Origin of the sequence: Mesoflavibacter sp. CH_XMU1422-2, from assembly GCF_037029245.1 — a bacterium.
Classification (GTDB): domain Bacteria; phylum Bacteroidota; class Bacteroidia; order Flavobacteriales; family Flavobacteriaceae; genus Mesoflavibacter; species Mesoflavibacter zeaxanthinifaciens.
The window spans coordinates 341860-364898 of record NZ_JAYMEE010000062.1 but is presented as its reverse complement, the minus strand read 5'-3'; the positions used below and the strand labels follow the sequence as shown (position 1 = coordinate 364898).

Genomic DNA, 23039 nt, shown 5'->3' with positions numbered 1-23039 from the left:
GTTTAATTACTCCACAAACTTATTAAGTGTATATTCTATTAAGTTTTCGACTACTTTTTTTGGATCTTTACTGAAAGTACCATTAGCACGATTTGCAATTATTGCATTAAGTGATAGTGCATTGTGGCCTAAAAGTTTTGATAGACCGTAAATTACAGATGTTTCCATCTCTAGGTTTGTTACTCTAAAACCATCATGTTTAAATGTGTCCATTTTATTATTTAAATCTGCATCAAAAAGAGGTAATCTTAACACTCTACCTTGTGGACCGTAAAATCCACCAGCTGTTGCTGTCATGCCTTTAAAAATATTTGACCCTTCAAATTGTATTTCTAAAGCTTTACTATTATTTATGATAATTGGACGTGCTTTTTTACTGTCCCAATTTGTAAAGTTTATAAAGGCATCTTCGATTTCTGGATTACTAATATTATCTATCTGATAAAAGTGTAGCATTCCATTTAAATCTAATGCATGCGATGACATTAAAAATGAATCTACAGGTATATCTGCTTGCAAAGAGCCAGAAGTACCAACACGTACAATATTTAATGATGTTAGATTTTCTTTAGGTTGTCTAGTCTTTAAATCTATGTTTACTAAAGCATCTAATTCATTTAAGACAATATCTATGTTATCTGGTCCAATACCTGTAGAAATAACGGTTAAGCGTTTTCCTTTGTAAGTGCCCGTTTGTGTTTTAAATTCTCTTTTTTGAATAGATACTTCTACGCTATCAAAGTGTTTTGTTATTTTTTCTACTCGGTCTTGATCACCAACAAAGATGATGGTATCTGATATATGTTCTGGTTTTAAATTAAGATGATAAACACTACCATCTGGATTTAAAATTAATTCTGATTCTTGAATTGCCATTATTTAATGGTATTAACTAATTTACTTTCAGTTTTTAAATACTGAAAATCTGATTTTTTTACGCCTCCAAATTGGAAGTCTGATTTCATTTCTTCAAAGAAGTTTTGCTGATGCTCTAAAGCTAAAAATCCGTTTCTATTAAGCACTAACTGCTCTTCGGTTTCATCATAAAAAAGCGAAATATTATTTATAATACGCTCTATTTGTATGTCTCCGTAGCCATAATAGCCTTGATAATGTAAGCCATAACCTAATAAATGATGACGGTCTTTTATTTTGTACTCGTTAATTAGCTTTAAAAGGTTGTATTCCATCATATTTAAGCCTGTTCTTGTATCTGGAAAACGCTTCATGTGCGCTTTTAAACAGTTACTCATGTAAATATAATTTGATGGACGTACGATTAATTCTTTTAATAAATTATGGTCGTTTTCGCAGTAAATACGCCATGCTTTTTGAGCAAAAGCAATATCGTCAACATTCAATTGAATTCTGTTTTCGTAATTTAACTGAATTTGTTCTGGAGTTAACTCACCAAAGCCTTTAAGTTGTTTTTCGCCTTTTACTTTTCCGCAATTAACAAGAAAAATAGGTAGTCTACACATTTTTTGCTTTAATAAACTAATGGCTGCAATCATGTTGATATGACAGAACAAATCGTATTCAAACCAAAGGATAACTTCTTCGTAATCTTCTAGTTTTGAAATTTTATCAAGCTCTTTTCTAAAAACTTCTTCTTTATATGGAATGTTGTAGGTAGACTCAATAAACTCTTTTCTTAAGTTGAAAAAATTGTCGTTATCTATTTCTTTTGTAGTTGGTCCAACACATAGCATTTCGTGCCATGTCATTAGTTCTCCCTCAAAATTTAACTTGGTTAAATATTCTGTTAATACACCACCATTAGTGATATGAAACGTTTTTTTACTCATAATTTAACCTCCAACACGTTTTACATTAAAGCCTTTTTCTTTTAAGATTTCCATGATTTTATCACGATAATCACCTTGAATTATAATTTTATCGTTTTTAAAACTACCACCAACACTTAGTCTTTGTTTTAGCTCTTTAGCTAATAGTTTAAAATCTTCATCAGCGCCAGTATATCCTTCTAAAATGGTAATAGGTTTTCCTTTACGTTTTTCGTATTTACAAATTATCGGATCGTCTTGTAACCAAATATTGCTTTCTTCTTGCTGTTCTTCGGTTTCTTCTGGTACGTGATCAGGAAATAAGTTTTTTAATTGGTCTTGTAAGTCCATGTTGTTCAGTTTACAGTATCAGTTTGCAGTCACAATTATTTGGAAGAAACAACTGTGACTGCGACTGAAAACTATTTTTTTAATCCTAATTCTCTTAAACGCTCGTCTAGGAATTCGCCTGCTGTAATATCTTCGAATTGTTTTGGGTTGTTTTCATCTACACAACTATCTAAAACATCTAATTTCATTTCGCTAATTGGATGCATAAAGAAAGGAATAGAGTAGCGTGAAGTTCCCCATAATTCTCTTGGAGGATTAACAACACGGTGAATTGTAGATTTTAATCTGTTATTGGTGTGACGTGATAACATATCGCCAACGTTAATCATTAATTCATCTGGTTCTGCGATAGCGTCAATCCAATCTCCGTTATGGTTTTGTACTTGCAAACCACGACCTTGTGCGCCCATTAATAAAGTGATTAAGTTAATATCACCATGTGCTGCTGCACGAACTGCATTGTCAGGTTCTTGAGTAATTGGAGGATAATGAATTGGTCTTAAAATGGAGTTTCCGTTATGGATATAATTATCAAAATATGTTTCTTCTAAACCTAAATGAAGCGCTAAAGCACGTAACACATACTTAGCTGTTTTTTCTAAGGTTTGATAAGCTTTTTTACCAACTACGTTAAAATTAGGTACTTCTTTAACCTCTACATTTTCTGGGTATTCTTTGGCGCGTTTTGGATCATCTTCTACGTATTGTCCAAAGTGCCAAAACTCTTTTAAGTCGCCTTCTTTTTTACCTTTTGCACTTTCTTTTCCAAAAGACACATAACCACGTTGTCCACCAATTCCAGGTATTTCGTATTTCTGCTTGGTTTCTACAGGTAATTCAAAAAAGTTCTTTATTTCTTCGTATAAATCGTCAACTAATTTATCGTCTAAAAAATGACCTTTAAGAGCTACAAAACCTATCTCTTCGTAAGCTTTTCCAATTTCATCTACAAATTTTTGTTTTCTCTTAGGATCATCAGATAGAAAATCCTCTAAATTAACACTTGGTATTTTATTCATAATGTGTAAAAATTATAATCTTCTAACTACAAATGTAACGAAAACTAAGCAAAAACAGTAGTTTATTTTATTCGTAATTATACTATATTTGGCATAGTATATATTATCATATTTTCAATTTTTGAAAGCTTATTAATGAAATTTGACAAATCAACCCTAAATAACGATACGCTGTTAGATCTTTACAAGCGTTTACTTAAACCTAGATTAATTGAAGAAAAGATGCTTATTTTACTTAGACAAGGTAAAATAAGTAAATGGTTTTCTGGTATTGGGCAAGAAGCCATAGCGGTAGGAGTAACATCTGCTATGCAAGACGAAGAGTATATTTTACCAATGCACCGTAACTTAGGTGTTTTTACAACAAGAAACATCCCGTTATACCGTTTATTCTCGCAGTGGCAAGGAAAAGCTAATGGATTTACAAAAGGTAGAGACAGAAGTTTTCATTTTGGTACACAGCAATATAAGATTGTAGGTATGATTAGCCATTTGGGACCACAATTTGGTGTAGCAGATGGTATTGCTTTAACTTCTAAACTAAAAAACAAAAACCAAGTAACTACAGTGTTTACAGGTGAAGGCGGAACAAGTGAAGGTGATATACACGAAGCCTTAAACGTTGCTTCTGTATGGCAATTACCTGTGCTATTTTGTATAGAAAACAACGGTTATGGTTTGTCTACACCAACAAAAGAGCAATACAATTGCGAGAATTTAGCAGACCGAGCTATTGGTTACGGTATGGAAAGCCACATTATAGATGGTAATAATATTTTAGAGGTTTACACAAAAATTTCTGAAATTACAGAAAGCATCCGTAAAAATCCTCGTCCTGTTTTAATTGAATTTAAAACTTTTAGAATGCGTGGTCATGAAGAGGCTAGTGGTACCAAATACGTACCGCAAGATTTGATGGACGAATGGGCTAAAAAAGATCCAATTGAAAACTATCAAGAATTTTTAAAAAATGAAGGTCTTTTAACCGATGAAGAAGAGGTTAAAATTAAAGAAGAAATTATACACGAAATAAACGAACATTTAGAAATCGCTTTCGCGGAAGAACCAATCACGCCAAATTTAAGTACTGAATTAAATGATGTTTTTCAAGGATTTAAATACCAAGAAGTTAAGCCGAAAGAAAACATGTCAGAATTACGTTTGGTTGATGCTATTTCTGAAGGGTTAAAACAATCTATGCAACGTCATGAAGATCTTGTAATTATGGGACAAGATGTTGCAGAATATGGTGGTGTTTTTAAAATTACAGAAGGCTTTGTTGAAGCTTTTGGTAAAGAACGTGTTCGTAATACTCCTATTTGTGAATCTGCTATTATAGAATCTGCAATGGGATTAAGTATTGCCGGTATTAAAAGTGTTGTAGAGCTACAGTTTAGTGACTTTGTAACCTCAGGTTTTAATCCAGTAGTAAACTATTTAGCAAAATCACATTACCGTTGGAGCCAAAATGCAGATGTGGTATTACGTATGCCATGTGGTGCAGGTGTTGCTGCAGGACCATTTCATAGTCAAACTAATGAAGCTTGGTTTACAAAAACACCAGGCTTAAAAGTTGTTTTTCCAGCGTTTCCTTATGATGCAAAAGGTTTATTAGCTACTGCTATTAATGATCCAAATCCTGTATTATTCTTTGAACACAAAGCGTTATATAGAAGTATTAGACAAGATGTACCAACCGATTACTACACACTACCATTTGGCAAAGCTTCATTATTAAAAGAAGGTAATGATATAACAATTATTGCTTACGGTGCAGCTGTACATTGGGCTTTAAATACTTTAGACGGACATCCTAATATCTCAGCAGATGTTATAGATTTAAGAACTCTGCAACCGTTAGATACAGAAGCTATCTATACTTCTGTTAAAAAAACAGGTAAAGCTATTATTCTGCAAGAAGATTCTTTATTTGGTGGTATTGCTAGTGATATTTCATCTTTAATAATGGAACATTGTTTTGAATATTTAGATGCACCAGTAAAACGTGTAGCCAGTTTAGATACACCAATTCCTTTTATAAATCAGTTAGAAGAACAATATTTAGCAAAAGGAAAATTTGAAGAAGAACTATTAAAATTATTAGAGTATTAAAATAAAAAAGCAAGTGAAATTCACTTGCTTTTTTTATTAGTGTGCATAGCGTTTAACGCCTCGCCATAACCCGTTTTCTGTACAACTAAACCTAAAGATTTCTCTGCTACAATGTACATTAGATAATGTATTTTGATTTAGTCTTCGTATAACTGTTGATGTTTTCATGATTCTTGGTTTAGTTGTTATTTGCTTAGTGTCTATAACGTCTTTTGCTATTCCAAACGTTACTTTTTGTTCCTCTTAATGTTTCTGATAACTGATTGTTGTTTAAAGTTCTCATAATTAATAGTTTTATTTGATTGATTTAAAATGATTTACACCTGTATGACGAGTATAAAACAAAAATGTTACAGTACTTTGTATAACATAATAGCGATTTAACAATTTTTAACATTTATATTTGCTTTAAAACGTAGATAGAAAAAATCTTAAAGCATAGTGTTAATAGTAAATTAACAAGGATTAATAAAATTTTAGTATTTAGGTATAGTTTTTGAATTAAATTAGTACCAATTAATTTAAACATGAAGATTTTAATTTCATTCTTAATATTTTTTTCAATTTCAGTATCAAGTTTTTCTCAAATTGATAGTGAAAGAATTGGTATTGCAATACCTGCTGAAGACACTGAAGACCCAAAAGATGATCCTGAGTTAATCATTCAACCTGTAGAAGAGCAGCAAAATGATATAAAACCAGACGATAACGATAATGTAGTAACTGCACCAAAAGAAGCTAAAACAGAAGCTCTACCTAAAAAAGAATTTTCTATGGTAGAAAAAAATAATTTGAGAAATCCTGGTGAATTATTTAAAAAAAAACTGGATAGACAATTAAAATTTAAAGAAGACGACGAAAAAAGTAATAACGGTAGCTTAGTTAATCAGTTTTTAGGTGAATATCGTACCACAGCAAAAGCCGTAAATATCATTTATCGTGATCATCAATATCCTGATGGTGATAAAATTAGAGTATTTATCAATAAAGACATTGTTGTACCTAGTGTTGTTTTAACATCTGGATTTAATGGCTTGCTCTTACCTTTAGATGAAGGTATTAATGAAATAGACTTTTTAGCTTTAAACCAAGGTACTTCTGGTCCTAACACAGCAGAGTTTCAGGTTTTAGATGAATTTGGAAATGTTATTGCTGTTAACCAATGGAACTTAGCAACAGGTGTAAAAGCAACGATTATTGTAGTAAAAGAAAAAGATAGTCCGCTAAAACTAAAGTCTCAAAGTGTAGAAAAAAATGATTCTACACAAACTACAAATAATAAATCTAATTAGGTAATACACCTAAACTATTAAACAATTTTGCTTTAGTTGAAAGAAATTTATTTTCAAATTTTACAGCTTTTACCTGAACTTCTATCAGTTTATTTTCTCGTGTATTAATTAAAAATACAGAGCTTTCTCCAAAACTAAATTTACGTTCTTCTGCTTTTAGCATAGCATCATAATCTTGAACTATGTCTTTAATAAGTTTGTTTTGTGTAACGTAAGATTCTAACTCTTTAGTAATGGCATCTATTTTATTTTTTAATTGTAATTCGGTATCAGATAATTCAAAATTAGCATCTTGTACTTTTAGTTTAGATAGTTTTAAATCACCTCGTTCTTTCCTTAAAAACAAAGGAAAAGCAGCACTTATTTTTGCTTTGTATGCTGATGAATTAAAGGAATTTGAAATATCTGGTGTTTCGGTTAAAAAATTATATTCTAAATCTATTTTAGGTAGTAATTTATTAGCTTTTAATTTTTGATCTACGCCTAAACCATCTATTTTTCTTTGCAAAGCAATTAGTTTTGGATGATTATTTAACTGAAAACTTTCTAATTGATTTAAAGCTAAAACATTATCAATTTCTTCTTCATTAATTGTTATTGGTTTTACAGTTTCGCTAATATCTACAGGTGTTTGGTTTAGCCAAATGTAATTTGAAGCTTCAAGTCTTGCTTTTATTAATTTAACCTTAGCTTGTTCTAATTCTAATTTTCTGTTTTTTACTGTTATGCCAGACTCTAAACTATCTATAGCTGCTTTATCACCAGCTAAAACACTTGACTTTACACCGTTAAATCTAGTTGTGGCATTATTTAAAAAATTCTCATAAATTTTAGTTTCATTATAGGCTTGAACCCAATTAAAATAAGCTAAAGAAGCATTATAAATAACCTCATTAACCATCAGTTTACGCTCTGCAACAGTTTGTTCTCTAAAAAATTTGGCTTTTCTTAAATCTGCCATTCTTTTATTGATAAATAACCCTTGTCCAACCGAAAAAGCTACACCAGCACTAAATAAACCATCTTCAGGAACTGTATTTTCAGGATTTAAATAATATCCTGAGTTTTCTTCAAAGTTTGCTTTTAACTCTATACCGTACCATGTTGGGACTTTAAAAGTTGCGTTTAGTCTTTCGTAATATTCTGTGTTTTTGTAGTCTTTTTCGTTAAAACTACCTTCAACTTTAGGGTCAAATCCTCCACGAGCTTTTAGTAAAGTCGCTTCACCAGATGCCAACTTTAAATCTGCTTGTTTTGCAACAGGATGATATTGTTTTACATAACCTAAATATTCGGTATAACTTAAACTGTCTAAAGTTTGACCTAGTAATAGGATAGGTAAGAGGCTAAATATGAAAATAAATGTGTTTTTCATTTTTATTTTTTAGTCTTTGTGTTTGATGCATCTTCAGGTTGATAGTAATTTGGAGGGAAACCATTAAGCTGTCGCCATAATTCAAACCAAATAGGCACATCTTCTAATAAACCTATTGTTCTGGCTCCAGAACCAACTCTAATAGCTTCTGGCCAATCATAATCATTTTCATCTGGAGCTAATAGTATTCTAAATTTACCGTTTGGACTTATAAAACGTTCTATAGCTACAACTTTTGCACCGTATGTACCATAAGATACGTTAGGCCAACCGCTAAATATTATGGCAGGCCAACCATCAAACTGTACTCTAAATTCTTCTCCTAAATGTACTAAAGGTAAATCTATTGGGTCTACAAATGTTTCTATAGCTATATCATATTTAGAAGGCATAATACCTACTAGTTGCTCTCCTTCTTTAAAAGTTTCGCCAATACCACCTTTTATAGCTTTATTAATAAAACCGTCTTGTGGTGCTTTGATATAATACATATCATTACGTATAGAATAATTTGTGTAGTCGCTTTCTAATTTTGATACTTGAGCTTCGGCGTCAAACTGATTAGATTGCGCAGTAAATTTATCACTTCTTGCTTTTGAAATTTTATCTGCATATTCGGCATCTATACGATTTAGCTCTACTTGTGCGTTGATAATTTCATTTTTAGATGCTAAAAATTTATTTTCTTGTGATATTAATTTTGCTTGAGTTTCTTGTAATTTTAGTCGTTTAGCTTCTACATCTGTAATTGCTTTTAAACCTTCCGACTGTAATTGTTGTGTACGATTAAATTGAGTTTCAGCAATATTTAGATTTGTTTTTGCAGCTTCAAAATCTATACTATCACTTTTGGTTTTTAATCTTGCTTGTAATAGTTTGTTTTCTGCTTGTTGCAACTTTAACTTTCGTTCGTTACTTAAAGCAGCTATTTGTGTGTTAAGCGCTTTAACTTTTTCGCCGTAAGATGAAACTGAAGAAGATTTAGCTTTTATTTGTTGATCGGTTCTTTCAACTAAATTAGGGTCAAAATATTCATTCTTAATTTCAGAAATATGAAGAATTGTATCTCCTTTTTTTACAAAATCACCTTCTCTTACATACCATTTTTCTATACGACCAGGTATAGGAGATTGTATGGTTTGTGGACGTTGATCTGGTGTTAAGGTTGTAACCTTACCTGCTGCTGTTATATTTTGGGTCCATGGTAAAAATAATATTATTATACCTACAACACCAAAGGTTACTAAAAAGCGGTTAAACGCTTTAAAATGCTCTTTACCAAATGCTTTTTTACCGCACTCGTACTTGGTTAAATCTAACCTATTATCAAGCTTATTATTTGAAATATTTAACATCTTATTTATTGTTAATTATTTGACCGTTATCTAATGATACTACTTTACTTAATTTGTTTTCCCAAAGTTGATTTTGGCTAACAACAATTAATGACCAATCATGCTTTTTGTCTATTAAAAAGTCTATTATTTTTGACGCTTCTTTTTGATCAAAATGATCTAATGGTTCTTTTAAAACTAATAGTTTTGGCTTTTTTATTATGGCTCTTGCTAAAATGATTTTTTTAGCTGTAGTGTAAGAGATTTCTTTTCCTTCTGGACGTAAAATAGTATTTAAACCTTTTGGTAAGTGCTTAACATAATTAGATAATCCTACACTTTGTATTGCCCAATCTAAGTCTGACTTTGATATTGACGGATCACCAAAAGTAATATTATCTTTTAACGTACCTTCAAAAGGAGTTTCTTCTTCTAGTGTTTGCCCTAAATGTGCACGATATTGATTAAGATTTAAACTAACAAGAGAATGATTATTAACAAAAACATTTCCTTTTGTTGGTTGGATGATGCCAGATATTAGTTTTAATAAACTTGTCTTACCAGATCCATTTGTCCCGTTAACTAAAATTCTATCTTTATTGTTAATTTTAAAGTTAATATTTTGTAGGATAGGTGTTTCTTTATCAGGCACTTCATAATAGATGTTTTCAAATTCTAAATTGAATTCTTTATTATCAAAATCTATAACCTCGCCATCTTGTGGCTCTATTTCTTTATCAACTACTTTTCCTAATTTTTCAATAGAAGTTAGCACATCATAAAACGTTTCTAAACCAAGTATTAATTTTTCTACAGAATTAATTACTAATAGAATAATAATTTCGGCAGCAACAAACTGACCAATATTCATTTGCTGATTTAAAACCAATGCACCACCAATAACTAAAAGTCCAAATGTTACTAAGACTTTAAAACCAATTAATTGCATAAATTGCATAACCAGTACTTTAAAGTGAGATTCTCTTGCGTCTAAATAATCGGTGACTAATTGGTCGTTTTTAGAAAGCGCTAAATTTGTTTTTCCAGAAAGTTTAAAACTAACTATAGATCTTGCTATTTCTTCTAACCAATGTGCAACACGGTATTTGTGGTCTGATTCTTTTATACTTGTCTTTAAGCCTTTTTCTGCAGTATATTTAAATACAATATACATCAACACTATAAGTAATACACCATATATGATAAAAAATGGATGATAAAATGATAGTAGTAATAGTCCAAATATAATTTGAAGTATAGCAGCAGGAAAATCTACTAAAATCTTAGCTAATCCTTTTTGTACAATAACGGTATCAAAAAAACGATTGACTAGTTCTGGAGGATAATAACCTCTTAATGCGCTCATTTTAATTTTTGGTAATCGATATGCAAAATCAAAAGATGCTCTTGTAAATATTTTTTGCTGAATATTTTCTATTATTCGTATTTGCATTAATTGTAAAACACCAACAAATATGACTCCTAAGGTTACTAAGATGACTAAAACAATCCAAGATGTACTTACTTGAGCTGCTTGTAACAAATTAATAATTGCCTGAATACCTAAAGGTAAAGATAGGTTAACTAATCCAGCAAAAATGGCGTAGAAAAAAACTTGTTTTAAATCTTTTTTATCAAGCTTTAACAGGTTAATAAAGCGCTGCCATGCTGTTAATATTTTTTTACTCATTAGGTGAAATATTTAAAGTGTTAAACACTAAATCTTTATAAAATTCTGTCGGAGCTTCGTTTGGTTTTAATCCAGAAATGGATTTAAAATGATCTTTTAAATATTGCTGATGTAAAGATCCTTCTATAACTGTATTAGCTAAACAAAAAGCATATTTATAGTCTTTATTTGCTTCTTGTATTAATTCTTTAAGTCTAATAACTAGTCTTTTGTAAATCGAAAAGTAACCTTCATCGTTATCTAAATCGACCTGTTTTGTTAGATAGGACTTACTGTATTCGTGAATAATAATGCGTTTTAAAACAACTTCGTCTATATGCTTAAAAGTACTATCTAAAGTTGTAGTCTTTGTTAAAACTTCTATAGCTAAGTCTAATTTTTTTAAAGGATCTGCAATATTGTTTATAGCAAATACTAATTGATATTCAGTCCAGCTCCAATACCATGATGCTAAATAGACTAGTAAATTATGCTTGTTTTCAAAATAGCGATATATACTACTTTCATTAGAGCCAATTTTGGCGCCTAATTTTTTAAAAGTAAAATCGTCAAAACCTATTTCGTCAATTAATAAAATGCTGTTTTCAACAATACGTTTTCCTAAATCTGAAGATTCTGGATCTTTTAGAAAGATATTCTCGTTAATTGTAATTTTTAAATTAGATAGTAACTTTTTCATATAACATCTATTTATTTGCAAATTTAATAGTATTACTATCGATTTTGAAATTCATTAACTACAAATTAACGTTTCCCTTGTTACTTAGACTTTTAAAAGTTGAATTATCTGGAAATTCAAAAATTTCTAAATCAAAATAAGGCACTGCTGCTAAAAAGTGATCAAATAAATCACTCATAACATACTCGTAATTTTGCCAACGTTTATCTTTACTAAAGCAGTAAATTTCTATAGGAATACCTTCTGCAGTAGGTTGTAGTTGTCTTGCCATCAATAACATTTGGTCATTTATGGCAGAATGTTGTTCTAAATAGGTTTGTATAAATTTTCTAAAAACACCTACATTAGTTAGATTTCTACCATTAATTAATAAAGACTTATCTGCATTGTTAGCCGTATTATATTGCTCTATTTTTTGTTGCATGTTAGTTAGGTAGCTTTCTATAATTTGAATACCTTTTAAACGCTCTATATCTTCATCCGTTAAGTACTTGATAGAATTTTGCTTGATTAACATATGTCTTTTAATACGTCTACCATCAGAATTTGTCATACCACGCCAGTTCTTAAACGAATCTGAAATCATGGCATAGGTAGGAATGGTAGTAATTGTATTATCCCAGTTCTGCACCTTTACAGTAGCTAAATTTATTTCTATCACATCACCATCTGCACCGTATTTTTCAAAAGTTATCCAGTCTCCAATTCTAACCATATCATTTATAGCGACTTGAATACTTGCTACAAATCCTAAAATTGTGTCTTTAAAGATTAATAAGATAATGGCAGATATTGTACCAAATCCTGCTATAAACTTTGTTAAAGACAACTCTATTACAACAGCTATTGCTAATAAAATACCAGCAGACCAAGCAAAAATCATAAAGACCTGTATATAGCTGTCTATTGGTTTATCTTTAAGTCTTGGCAGAGTTTTAAAATAACTTTTTAAAGTATTTAGTAAGCTTCTAACTATCCAAAGACCTAAAATTATAGCAATGATTGTGGTTGTTTTTTCAAGAATAACATGAAGGCTTTCAAAATCATGAAAAACAATAGGAATACTCTCATGCACTAAATATAAAGCAGGCACATGCGCCGTATTAGCAGGAACACGATTAGAAATTAATAAATCGTCAAAATTAGATTTTGTAGTAGAAGCAATTCTTGCCGAAATAAATCTTAGAATCGTTCTTACAATCAAATCGACAATAAATATACCTACCAAAGCTATTACAAATAGCATAAGCATATTCATGTATTTTGCAGAAGTGTCTGTAAAACTTAATTCTTTAAAATAATTGTAAAAAAAGTGTTGATATTTATTCATGTTGATTGTTTGTAACAAGCAAAAGTACAGAGTTTTTGATTATTTAAACAACTAAATAAATTAAAGATACGTTAAAGTATTTCTGGTAAATTTTCTAATAAAGCTACATCTCCAGATTTCATATTTTCTAGAAGAATATTACCAATTCTAACACGGACTAATCTTAATGTAGGAAAGCCAACAGCGCTAGTCATTTTTCTAACTTGTTTAAATTTACCTTCTGTTAAAGTTATAGATATCCAGGTCGTTGGTCCATGTCTCTGGTCTCGTATTTTTTTTGTACGTTGCGGTAGGTTAGGAGTAGATTCTAAAATTTTAGCTTTACAAGGCTTTGTGTTGTATTTTATTCCGTCAAAACCAATTTTGACTCCAGTTTGTAAATCTTGTATCGCTTTCGCGGAAATTGCGCCATCAACCAAAGCATAGTATTCTTTTTCTATTCCAGATTGATTGATGTGATTACTCAATTTTCCATCGGTAGTTAATAGTAATAAACCTTCACTTTTTTTATCTAATCTGCCAATTGGCATTATACCATCTGTAAATGTACCAAGCTCTGATAAAAAGCGTTTTTTTTGCTCATGCTTAGCATTGCTGTCAAACTGACTAAGCATTCCGTAAGGTTTATATATTTTAAAGTGTTGGTGTTTAGTTTTCATATAAAATTTTAAAAACCAACTCTTTAGTTAGTTGCTGTCCTTTTGCTTTTTCTCTTATTAAATCGTAGCTAAACCTGAAATCGCAACCATTTTTATAGTCGCTACAACCGTAAGCGGTTTTTCCTTTTATAATCGTTCCCTTTTTGCATTTAGGACAGATTTTCTCGTCTGCTGTTTTATTTATCGCTTTCGCGGAAATTTCTTTTTTAGGCTCTAATTTTAATTTAAAATTATCATCAAAACGAAGCAAACCTTCAACAGATTGATCATTAACTTTAAAACCTTTTAAATTTACGGTAGATCCTTTACTTAATAAGCGTTTATATTGATTTTCTGAAATAGACTTTTCGGCATATATAAAAGGTAATACAAAATCACAATTCTTTCCATAATCACTGCAACCGTAGGCATTTTTTCCTTTTAATAATTGTCCGTTTTTACATTTAGGACAAGCTTTACCTACAATGCCTTTTTTTGAAGTTTTAGTTTTAGCTTTTGCTGTTTTACCTGCTTTGTTGTTGGTATAACTTAGTTTAGCTTGCACGTTTTCTGTACGTACCTCATAAACCAATTGGTCTACCATTTTTTTCATATTATTAATGAAAGCGACAGCACTATATTCGCCTTTTTCAATGTCTTTAAGTTGTTTTTCCCAAAGTCCTGTCAATTCTGCAGATTTTAATAATTCATTTTGAATTAAATCAATCAATTGAATACCGGTAACCGTTGGCAACACCTGTTTTTTATTACGTTTTATGTATTTACGTCTAAACAGCGTTTCAATAATATTGGCTCTAGTTGAAGGTCGTCCAATACCATTTTCTTTCATTAAATCACGTAACTCGTCATCATCTACTTGTTTACCTGCAGTTTCCATTGCGCGCAATAAAGATGCTTCGGTAAATTGTTTTGGTGGCTTCGTTTGTTTTTCTAAAAAAGAAGGCTCATGTAGTCCTTTTTCGCCTTTTTCAAACGTTGGTAAAATACCGCTTTCTTTGGTTGGAGTATCTTTAGATTCAAACACTTCTCGCCAACCTTTTTCAAGAATTTCTTTTCCTGTGGTTTTAAAGTTAACGCTTTCTGCTTTACCAATTACAGTTGTGTTAGACACTTTACATTCTGGATAAAATACCGCAATAAAACGTTTGGTAATAATATCGTAAACTTGTTGATGATTGTATTGTAAATTGGTTTGTACACCTGTTGGAATTATCGCATGGTGATCGGTTACTTTAGCATCGTCAAAAACCTTCTTAGATTTTTTAATTTTTTGACCTAAAAGTGGCTGAATTAATTGGCTGTAATTAGTCAAGTTTTTCAAAATCCCTGGTACTTTAGGATAAATATCGTTTGGAAGAAATGTGGTATCTACACGTGGATAGGTAACCACTTTCATCTCATATAACTTCTGTACAATCTTTAAAGTTTCATCTGCCGAAAAGCCAAATTTTGTATTGCAATACACTTGTAAACCTGTTAGATCAAACAGTTTTGGTGCAAATTCATTTCCTTTCTTTTTGGTAATGCTTACAATTTCAAAATCGTGTTCTTTAACAATATTTGCTAATTTTTCGCCATCTTCCATTTTTAGAAAACGTCCTTCTTCGTAGCTAAATAAGGTGTCACGATAAAGCGTTTGTAGTTCCCAATAGGGTTGTGGTTTAAAGTTTTCTATTTCTTTCCAACGGTTAACAACCATGGCTAGCGTTGGTGTTTGCACACGACCAATAGATAAAACTTGTTTGTAACCACCATATTTTACGGTGTATAATCGGGTAGCATTCATGCCTAAAAGCCAATCGCCAATTGCTCTAGAAAACCCAGCATAGTATAAGTTATCGTATTTTGTGCTAGCTTCTAATTTTTCAAAACCTTCTTTTATGGCTTCTGTGGTAAGTGAAGATATCCATAATCGTTTAACTTCACCTTTATAATTGGCTTGGTCTAAAACCCAACGTTGTATTAATTCTCCTTCTTGACCGGCATCACCACAATTTATTACAACGTCTGCTTTATCAAATAAGGATTTTACTATTTTGAATTGTTTTTTAATACCAGAATCGTTTGATACTTTGGTTTCAAACTTATCAGGTAACATGGGTAAGTTGTTTAAATCCCAACTTTTCCAATAGGGTTTATAATCGTTAGGTTCTTTTAGTGTGCATAAATGACCAAACGTGTAAGTTACCGCATAACCATTACCTTCAAAGTAGCCATCACGTTTGGTTTTGGCGCCTAAGACTTGAGCAATTTCTCTTGCCACACTAGGTTTTTCGGCTATACAGACTTTCATTTATATTAAAAAATTTAGTGTTGCAAATTAAACGAAATTGTTAAGTTTTGGAAGCAGTTTTATGACTAAGTTATTAACGATTAATCACCACCAAACCATAAAACTTTTTTTAATGTCTCCGTTTGGAAATTTCATCCAAAGCATTGGCGCGTATTTTTCTTCATAAAATGTTTTTAATTGAGGAAGCATTTGCTCATAGTTATTCCAGTTTACATTTGGGTTTACATCTACTAACCAATCTAATTTTTTAGGAATATAAAATTTACAGTGTTTAAAATTTTCTAAATTATTATAGTTGAAATAAAAGCCATAAACACAATCATTATTTAGTGTTTTAAGCATGATATTTTTGCCATAAGGCATAAAAATTTGAGCTTTAAAATAGATGTTCTGTTTTATATCTACTGCTTTTAGATTTAGTTGTTCTAAGTAAGGTGTTGTTGTGTTAGAATAGAGTAGTGGTAATTGCTTGTCTTTTAGCTTTTTTAGTTTTTGTGTTAAAGTATCTTTACGATTTGGTCCAATACAATGCTCAATTTCTGTATCTCCAACAGTGGTGTCAAAAAGGTAGAATTTATATTGAATTTCTAGATGAAATGGCTTCTCTTCATCCAAATAAATAGCATCAATCTCTCCAATTGTTACTTTATTTTTATTTATAACTTGAAGGTTTTCTGATAATAATTTGATTGATTTAAATTGTTTTAACCCTTCAAAAACAAAATGCTCTACTAATTGTCCTAGTCTTAACTTTTTAGTTATCAGCTTTGTAAAAACAAATTGTTGTGGTAAGGTTTTAGTAAAAGGTGTAATCCCAAAAACTTCAGAGTTAAATAAATGTGGTGTATTAAAAAAACCACTAAAGTTATCTTTATAATTTTCAATTATTCTTGTCATATTAAGGGATAAATGTAATCAATAAATTTTTTTCGCTAATTATTCGTCATAAGTCTATTATCATTGTATTTTTGCACATCTTAAATTTTATAGAACTATTAATTAATGTCAGTCCAAACACAAGAATTACAAGAACGTACAGAAGGGAAAAGTTTATATAATTATCAAAAAGGAGCTATAGACAAGATTTTTACTTGTTTTGAAGAAGCACCAGATAATTATCACTTGCTTTATCAATTACCAACCGGTGGTGGTAAAACAGTAATCTTCTCTGAAATTGTTAGACAATATCTTAAAACTAGAAAAAAACAAGTTTTAGTAATGACGCATCGTATAGAGCTTTGTAGACAAACCTCTAGAATGTTGTCTGAGTTTGGTGTGTCAAACAAAGTTATAGATAGTAAAGCAGATTTAAGTGATCAAGGTGACTATAATTGTTTTGTAGCAATGGTTGAAACTTTAAATAACCGTTTAAATGATAATAAACTTGATATTTCGGATATAGGTTTAGTTATTATTGATGAAGCACATTATAATAGTTTTACCAAATTATTTAAGTTTTTTGATAATTCATTTATACTTGGTGTTACAGCAACACCATTAAGTAGTAATATTAACCTTCCTATGAAGGATAATTATAATGAATTAATTGTAGGAGAAACCATACAATCTCTTATAGAAAATGAATTTTTAGCACGTGCCGAAATCTATAGCTATAATGTAGGTTTAACATCTTTAGTTGTTGGTGCTAATGGTGATTATACTGTAAAATCTTCAGAAGATTTATATACCAATACAGACATGTTAACTAAGCTTTTACAAGCTTATGAAGAGCGTTGTAAAGGTAAGAAAACATTAATATTTAATAACGGTATTAATACATCTCTGCATGTTTACGATACCTTTAGACGTGCAGGTTATAAAATTGCTCATCTTGATAATAACAATACAAAAAAAGAGCGTAAAGCTATTTTAAAATGGTTTAAAGAAACACCAGATGCTATCTTAACGTCTGTAAGTATCTTAACTACTGGTTTTGATGAACCTACAGTAGATTGTATCATGCTAAACCGAGCGACAAAATCATTAACATTATACTATCAGATGATTGGTCGTGGATCTCGTATTTTAGATAAAAAAGACAAGTTTACCGTTATAGATTTAGGTAATAACGTACATCGTTTTGGGGCATGGGGCGCAGATTTAGATTGGCATAAAATTTTCCGTTCTCCTAACTATTATTTAGATGGTATTTTAAGTGATGAAGAACTTGAAAATAATTTTAAATACGAAATGCCAGATGACATGCGTGAGCAGTTTAAAAACTCAGAGCATGTATATTTTGATATCAAAAAAACCTATATAAACTCAATTAGAGCAGGAGAAAGCTCTAAAGTAGTATTAGAACGCTCTATCGCACAGCATGCTCATATTTGTGTAGAAAATAGTGAAGATATGTGGGACGCCTTAGCTTTAGCAAAGCTTTTAGGAGATGATATTGATTACAGAATTGGTAGATACACAAAATGTATTAGTAAAAGTACACATAACTTTGTAGATTGGCTTAAAGACGATTACCGTAAAAAATTAAATGCTAAAATAAGATCTGAATTTGACGAGATCTATGAAGAAATTCATGGTTTTCCTCCTCCAGAAGAAGAATAAATTAATATATTAACAAGTCTAACGACTACAAATAAAATAATATGACTTTTAAAGACTTAGGCTTAGATAAAAATTATACAAAATCTTTGAAAGAGATTGGTATTAAAACACCAACCGAAATTCAAGAACAAGCCATACCTATATTATTAAGCAGTAATACAGACTTTGTTGGTTTAGCCCAAACAGGTACTGGTAAAACTGCAGCTTACGGTTTACCTTTACTACATAAAGTTGACCCTAAAAAAAGTCATGTTCAAGCATTAGTCTTATCTCCAACACGCGAGTTAGTTCAACAGATAAAAAAACAACTTTTTAAGTTTACTAAGTATAATACAAACCAAACTTTTGTAGAACCTGTTTATGGTGGAGAAAAGATTGATATTCAACTTAAAAATTTAGCTCGAACTACACATGTTATAGTGGCTACTCCTGGTCGTTTAGTAGATTTAATGCAGCGTGATGCTGTAGATTTATCTAACATTAAAACAATTGTTTTAGACGAAGCAGATGAAATGCTAAGCATGGGTTTTAAAAACGATTTAACAACTATACTAAACGCTATAAAAAGCAAAAAAAATACTTGGTTGTTTAGTGCTACAATGTCTAAAGATTTAAAAGATATCGTAAAAAGATACATTGCAGATAATGCTATCCGTATTGAAATTGACAGAAATAGTATTGTCAATAAAAATATAAGCCACTTTTTTATAGAGACTTCAATTCATCAAAAAGCAAGTACAATCATGCAAATTTTAGATGAAAGAGCAGAAGAACGTGGTATTATATTTACACGTACAAAAGCAGGTGCACAAGCTTTAAAGCATCAATTACAAGTAGAAGGTTTTAATGTAGATGCATTAGAAGGAGATATGACCCAAAAAGATAGAGATAAGGTTATGCGTTCTTTTAAAAACGAATCTTTACAATTTTTAATTTCTACAGATGTATCGGCTAGAGGTATAGATGTTAATGACGTTAGCTTTATTATTCATCATCAACTACCAGAACATTTAGAATATTATACACACCGTAGTGGTAGGACAGCAAGAGGCGGTAAAAAAGGAGTTTCAATTGCTTTAATTTTATCAAGTGAACACAGCGAGGTAACTAAGGTAGAACAAGCACTAGGTATAAAAATGAAACAAATAACAGTTTAATAATATAGCAAAAAAAAAGCGACCAAATAGGTCGCTTTTTTTATAGTTATGTATTAATGATGGGTTTTCATTTTACCCTTTCGCTTGGCTAATTGATTATCTAATTCTCTAACAGCTTCACTTACACTTTTATGAAAAGTATCTTTACTGTCTTTAGCAAATAATCTAGGTCCTGGAGCACTTAATCTAATACTAGATATCATTCCTGTTTTATCATCGCTAGTATTTTCTACTTTAAAAAAAACATCAGCTCTAACTAAAAATTCATACTTATTAAAAAGTTTTTGAACTTTTTCTGTTGTGTATTCTTCTAAAGCCTTACTAGCCTTTACATTGTCATATTCAAATTTTATATCCATATTATTTTGGTATTAAAGTTCCTCTTAAAGATAATTAAAATAGATTTTTTTTCATATCGTTTTATTAAAAATTTAAGACAATTAAATATTGTTTACCTTTAGGCTTCAATCAAATATATAATTTAATGAGACTCTTAAAAACTTTATCCGTTTTGTCTGTATTTGCATTTATCTCATGTAACAATTCAGACTCAAAAACGCAAGTATCTAAAGCAGATACTGCTGTAGATTTTAAAATTGATTATGAAAAATTCACTTTAGATAATGGCTTAGAAGTTATTCTTCATGAAGATCATTCAGATCCAATTGTTGCTGTTGCAACCATGATGCATGTTGGATCTAACCGAGAAAAACCAGGTAAAACAGGATTTGCACACTTTTTTGAACATATGAGTTTTAATGACTCTGAAAATGTACCTGTAGGCGCTAACAGAAAAATGATTCCAGAATGGGGCGGAAGCCGTAATGGAGGAACATGGAGTGACGGTACCGTATATTACGAAGTGGTGCCAAAAGACGCTTTTGAAAAAATATTATGGATAGATTCAGACCGTTTTGGATACATGATTAATACGGTAACCAAAGAGGCTTTAGAGCGTGAAAAACAAGTTGTAAAAAATGAAAAACGTCAACGTGTAGATAACTCTCCTTATGGATATACAGATGAAGTTATTAGAAAAAATTTATATCCAGAAGGACATCCTTACAGTTGGACAGTAATAGGGTCTTTACCAGATTTGCAAGCAGCCACATTAGAAGATGTTAAAGAGTTTTATAATCAATACTATGGCGCAAGTAATGCATCTTTAGTAATTGCAGGTGATATTGATGTTGAAGAAACTAAAAAACTAGTAAAAAAATGGTTTGGAGAAATACCAAGCGGACCAGAAGTTGAAGAGTTAAATTTTGAACCTGTTAAATTAGATAGTGTTAAAGCATTGTACTTTGAAGATAACTTTGCAAAATTACCAGAATTACGTATGGTAATCCCTACAGTTAAAGAATATCATGAGGACACTTATGCTTTAAATATTTTAGGACAAATATTAAGCGGAAGTAAAAAATCGCCTTTATATAATGTTATTGTAGAAGAAGAAAAATTAGCTCCAGGAGTTAGCTCTTACCAAAGCAGTAGTGAACTTGCAGGAGAATTTGTATTTAGAGTTCGTGCAAATGCCAATACAGATTTAGATAGCGTAAAAGTTGCTATAGAAGAAGGCTTAAAACGTTTTGAAACTAATGGTGTCAATGAAAAAGAATTAAAACGTATTAAAGCAGAGCTAGAAACACAGTTATATCAAGGTGTTAGTACGGTTTTAAATAAAGCATTTCAATTAGTACAAGATAACGAGTTTGGTGGTGATCCAAGCTACATTACAAAAACAGCAAATTTAACTAACGCTGTTACTGCAGAAGACATTATGCGTGTATATAATAAATACATTAAAAACAAAAACTACGTAATGACCAGTTTCGTGCCTAAAAACCAAATAGACTTGGCAGTAACAAATAGCAAAGAAGCAGAAGTTTGGATTGAAGAAGTAAAGCAAAACGTTGCTAACGAAGAAGTGAGTCAAGGAGAAGAAGCTGTTTACGAAAAAACACCAAGTAAATACGATAGAAGTGAGCCACCTTTTGGAGAATTACCAGTATTTAAATCTCCAGACATTTGGAAAGGTCAATTAGCTAACGGTATGGATTTATATGGTATAGAAAATACAGAAGTTCCATTAGTTCAGTTTGATATTACGATTCCTGGCGGACAACTTTTAGACCCAAAAGGAAAAGAAGGTGTTGTTAGCTTATTTAGTGATGTAATGATGCAAGGTACTGCAACAAAATCTCCTGCAGATTTAGAAGAAGCTATTGGATTGTTAGGTGCTAATATTTATATGTATAGCAGTGAGGAAGATTTTCATATCGCTGGATCATGTTTAACTAAAAACTTTGAAGAAACTATTAAGTTAGTTAAAGAGATTATCTTAGAACCTCGTTGGGACGAAAAAGAATTTGACCGTCTAAAACAAGCTTTAGAAACCAACTTAAAAGGTCGCGAAGCAAATCCAAACGCAATAGCAAGTAATGTGTACAGTCAATTGTTATATGGTGAAGATAGCCGTTACGGCATCCCAAGTTCTGGTACTTTAGAAAGCACTAAAGACATCACTATGGAAGACATGAAAGCTTATTACAAAAATTTAGTACCAAGTCAAGCTACTTTCCATATTGCTGGAGATGTTGATAAAGACGAAACTGTTGAAGCTCTTCAACCTTTAAACGAATGGAAAGGTGAAGCGGTTTCTGTTCCAGAAGCAGATATTAAAGCAAATGATACTGCAGGAAAACTATATTTTGTAGATGTTCCAAACGCAAAACAATCCGTATTATATATAGGAAAACTAGCCTTATCAGGAAAAGATGAAAATGCAAATAACTTAGATTTTGCTAACGAAATTTTAGGTGGCGGCTCCAGCGGAAGATTATTCCAAACCCTAAGAATTGGTAAAGGATATACTTACGGTGCATATTCTAGTATTTCACAAGCTAATATTATTAGCCCATTTACAATCAGAACAAGCGTACGTGCTAATGCTACTTTAAAATCCTTAGAAATTATTAAAAATATGGTCAAAGATTATGAAAATAGCTTTACAGAAAATGAAGTAGAGCTTACTAAAAACAAAATCTTAAAAGGAAACACAAGAGCATACGAAAGTTTAGGTGCACAATTAGGCATTTTAAGACAAATTAGTAAATACGATAGAGCAGAGGATTACCTTGATAAAAATCAAGAAGAATTAATTAATATGACACTGCAAGACTATAAGTCAATTATTAATAAATATATGGATGAAGAAGACTTAACTTATTTAGTGGTTGGTGATAAAGCTACACAGTTTGAAGAAGTTAAAAAGCTTGGTAAACCTGTTATAGAACTTGATATTTATGGTAATAAGCTTTAACCATAAAACATATTAGTAAAAAGGCGCAACTTAGGTTGCGCTTTTTTTATTTCTAAATATTAATAACTGTTAAACCT

Annotated in this window: 19 protein-coding genes; 5 read left to right on the top strand and 14 right to left on the bottom strand. The window is 30.9% G+C overall.

The genetic code is table 11. The features are described 5' to 3' along the window. Nucleotides 1–6: 6 nt before the first annotated feature. The 4 genes from WA340_RS11035 to WA340_RS11020 all read right to left on the bottom strand — a co-directional run bounded on the left by WA340_RS11035 (nucleotide 7) and on the right by WA340_RS11020 (nucleotide 3157). Complete coding sequence (locus WA340_RS11035) at nucleotides 7–876, bottom strand: nucleoside phosphorylase (RefSeq protein WP_336129096.1); 870 nt, start codon at nucleotides 874–876, stop codon at nucleotides 7–9. Continuing rightward, a complete protein-coding gene (locus tag WA340_RS11030) occupies nucleotides 876–1808 on the bottom strand; it encodes a DUF1835 domain-containing protein (RefSeq protein ID WP_336129095.1) in 933 nt (310 codons plus the stop codon). Before WA340_RS11030 ends, WA340_RS11035 begins: the two co-directional genes overlap by 1 nt. Before the next feature lie 3 nt (nucleotides 1809–1811). Beyond that, the gene (locus tag WA340_RS11025) at nucleotides 1812–2138 is read right to left on the bottom strand and encodes a translation initiation factor (RefSeq protein ID WP_336129094.1); all 327 of its coding nucleotides are present in this window, start codon (nucleotides 2136–2138) and stop codon (nucleotides 1812–1814) included. 71 nt (nucleotides 2139–2209) lie between these two features. Beyond that, complete coding sequence (locus WA340_RS11020; RefSeq protein ID WP_336129093.1) at nucleotides 2210–3157, bottom strand: isopenicillin N synthase family dioxygenase; 948 nt, start codon at nucleotides 3155–3157, stop codon at nucleotides 2210–2212. Nucleotides 3158–3292: 135 nt separating this feature from the next. Here WA340_RS11020 and WA340_RS11015 point away from each other — a divergent pair, with 135 nt between their 5' ends. Next, nucleotides 3293–5269, top strand: a complete 1977-nt coding sequence (locus WA340_RS11015; RefSeq protein ID WP_336129092.1) for an alpha-ketoacid dehydrogenase subunit alpha/beta — start codon at nucleotides 3293–3295, stop codon at nucleotides 5267–5269. Nucleotides 5270–5305: 36 nt separating this feature from the next. On the opposite strand, the gene WA340_RS11010 is transcribed toward WA340_RS11015, so the two are convergent. Then, nucleotides 5306–5437, bottom strand: a complete 132-nt coding sequence (locus WA340_RS11010) for a hypothetical protein (protein ID WP_336129091.1) — start codon at nucleotides 5435–5437, stop codon at nucleotides 5306–5308. A 359-nt stretch (nucleotides 5438–5796) separates the two neighbouring features. Here WA340_RS11010 and WA340_RS11005 point away from each other — a divergent pair, with 359 nt between their 5' ends. Beyond that, on the top strand, nucleotides 5797–6561 hold the full coding sequence (locus tag WA340_RS11005; RefSeq protein ID WP_336129090.1) for a hypothetical protein: 765 nt from the start codon (nucleotides 5797–5799) through the stop codon (nucleotides 6559–6561). Here the strand turns inward: WA340_RS11005 and WA340_RS11000 are convergent. The 8 genes from WA340_RS11000 to WA340_RS10965 form a co-directional block, all read right to left on the bottom strand. Continuing rightward, complete coding sequence (locus tag WA340_RS11000) at nucleotides 6554–7936, bottom strand: TolC family protein (RefSeq protein ID WP_336129089.1); 1383 nt, start codon at nucleotides 7934–7936, stop codon at nucleotides 6554–6556. The genes WA340_RS11005 and WA340_RS11000 overlap by 8 nt on opposite strands. Before the next feature lie 2 nt (nucleotides 7937–7938). Then, nucleotides 7939–9291, bottom strand: a complete 1353-nt coding sequence (locus WA340_RS10995; RefSeq protein WP_106677712.1) for an HlyD family secretion protein — start codon at nucleotides 9289–9291, stop codon at nucleotides 7939–7941. 1 nt (nucleotide 9292) lies between these two features. Continuing rightward, a complete protein-coding gene (locus tag WA340_RS10990) occupies nucleotides 9293–10960 on the bottom strand; it encodes a peptidase domain-containing ABC transporter (RefSeq protein ID WP_336129088.1) in 1668 nt (555 codons plus the stop codon). After that, the gene (locus WA340_RS10985; protein WP_336129087.1) at nucleotides 10953–11639 is read right to left on the bottom strand and encodes a TetR/AcrR family transcriptional regulator; all 687 of its coding nucleotides are present in this window, start codon (nucleotides 11637–11639) and stop codon (nucleotides 10953–10955) included. Before WA340_RS10985 ends, WA340_RS10990 begins: the two co-directional genes overlap by 8 nt. A 58-nt stretch (nucleotides 11640–11697) precedes the next feature. Next, nucleotides 11698–12969 carry a mechanosensitive ion channel family protein gene (locus WA340_RS10980; protein WP_336129086.1) on the bottom strand — a complete coding sequence of 424 codons (1272 nt, stop codon included), beginning with the start codon at nucleotides 12967–12969 and terminating at the stop codon, nucleotides 11698–11700. A 71-nt stretch (nucleotides 12970–13040) separates the two neighbouring features. Further along, nucleotides 13041–13628: a pseudouridine synthase gene (locus WA340_RS10975; protein ID WP_336129085.1), complete on the bottom strand. Its 588-nt coding sequence runs from the start codon at nucleotides 13626–13628 to the stop codon at nucleotides 13041–13043. Further along, nucleotides 13618–15921, bottom strand: a complete 2304-nt coding sequence (locus tag WA340_RS10970; protein ID WP_336129084.1) for a type IA DNA topoisomerase — start codon at nucleotides 15919–15921, stop codon at nucleotides 13618–13620. The genes WA340_RS10975 and WA340_RS10970 overlap by 11 nt, the downstream gene beginning before the upstream one ends. A gap of 84 nt (nucleotides 15922–16005) precedes the next feature. Further along, nucleotides 16006–16818, bottom strand: a complete 813-nt coding sequence (locus tag WA340_RS10965) for a DUF1853 family protein (RefSeq protein WP_336129083.1) — start codon at nucleotides 16816–16818, stop codon at nucleotides 16006–16008. Nucleotides 16819–16923: 105 nt separating this feature from the next. Between WA340_RS10965 and WA340_RS10960 the strand changes: the two genes are divergently transcribed. Together WA340_RS10960 and WA340_RS10955 are read left to right on the top strand one after the other, a co-directional pair. Next, nucleotides 16924–18483, top strand: coding sequence for a DEAD/DEAH box helicase (locus WA340_RS10960; protein ID WP_106677725.1), 1560 nt, complete (start codon nucleotides 16924–16926; stop codon nucleotides 18481–18483). Nucleotides 18484–18524: 41 nt separating this feature from the next. After that, on the top strand, nucleotides 18525–19640 hold the full coding sequence (locus WA340_RS10955; RefSeq protein WP_336129082.1) for a DEAD/DEAH box helicase: 1116 nt from the start codon (nucleotides 18525–18527) through the stop codon (nucleotides 19638–19640). A gap of 53 nt (nucleotides 19641–19693) precedes the next feature. On the opposite strand, the gene hpf is transcribed toward WA340_RS10955, so the two are convergent. Next, nucleotides 19694–19999, bottom strand: a complete 306-nt coding sequence (gene hpf / locus WA340_RS10950) for a ribosome hibernation-promoting factor, HPF/YfiA family (RefSeq protein WP_027879009.1) — start codon at nucleotides 19997–19999, stop codon at nucleotides 19694–19696. A 125-nt stretch (nucleotides 20000–20124) separates the two neighbouring features. On the opposite strand from hpf, the gene WA340_RS10945 reads away from it, so the two are divergent. After that, nucleotides 20125–22962, top strand: a complete 2838-nt coding sequence (locus tag WA340_RS10945; protein WP_336129081.1) for a M16 family metallopeptidase — start codon at nucleotides 20125–20127, stop codon at nucleotides 22960–22962. Nucleotides 22963–23039 lie beyond the last annotated feature (77 nt).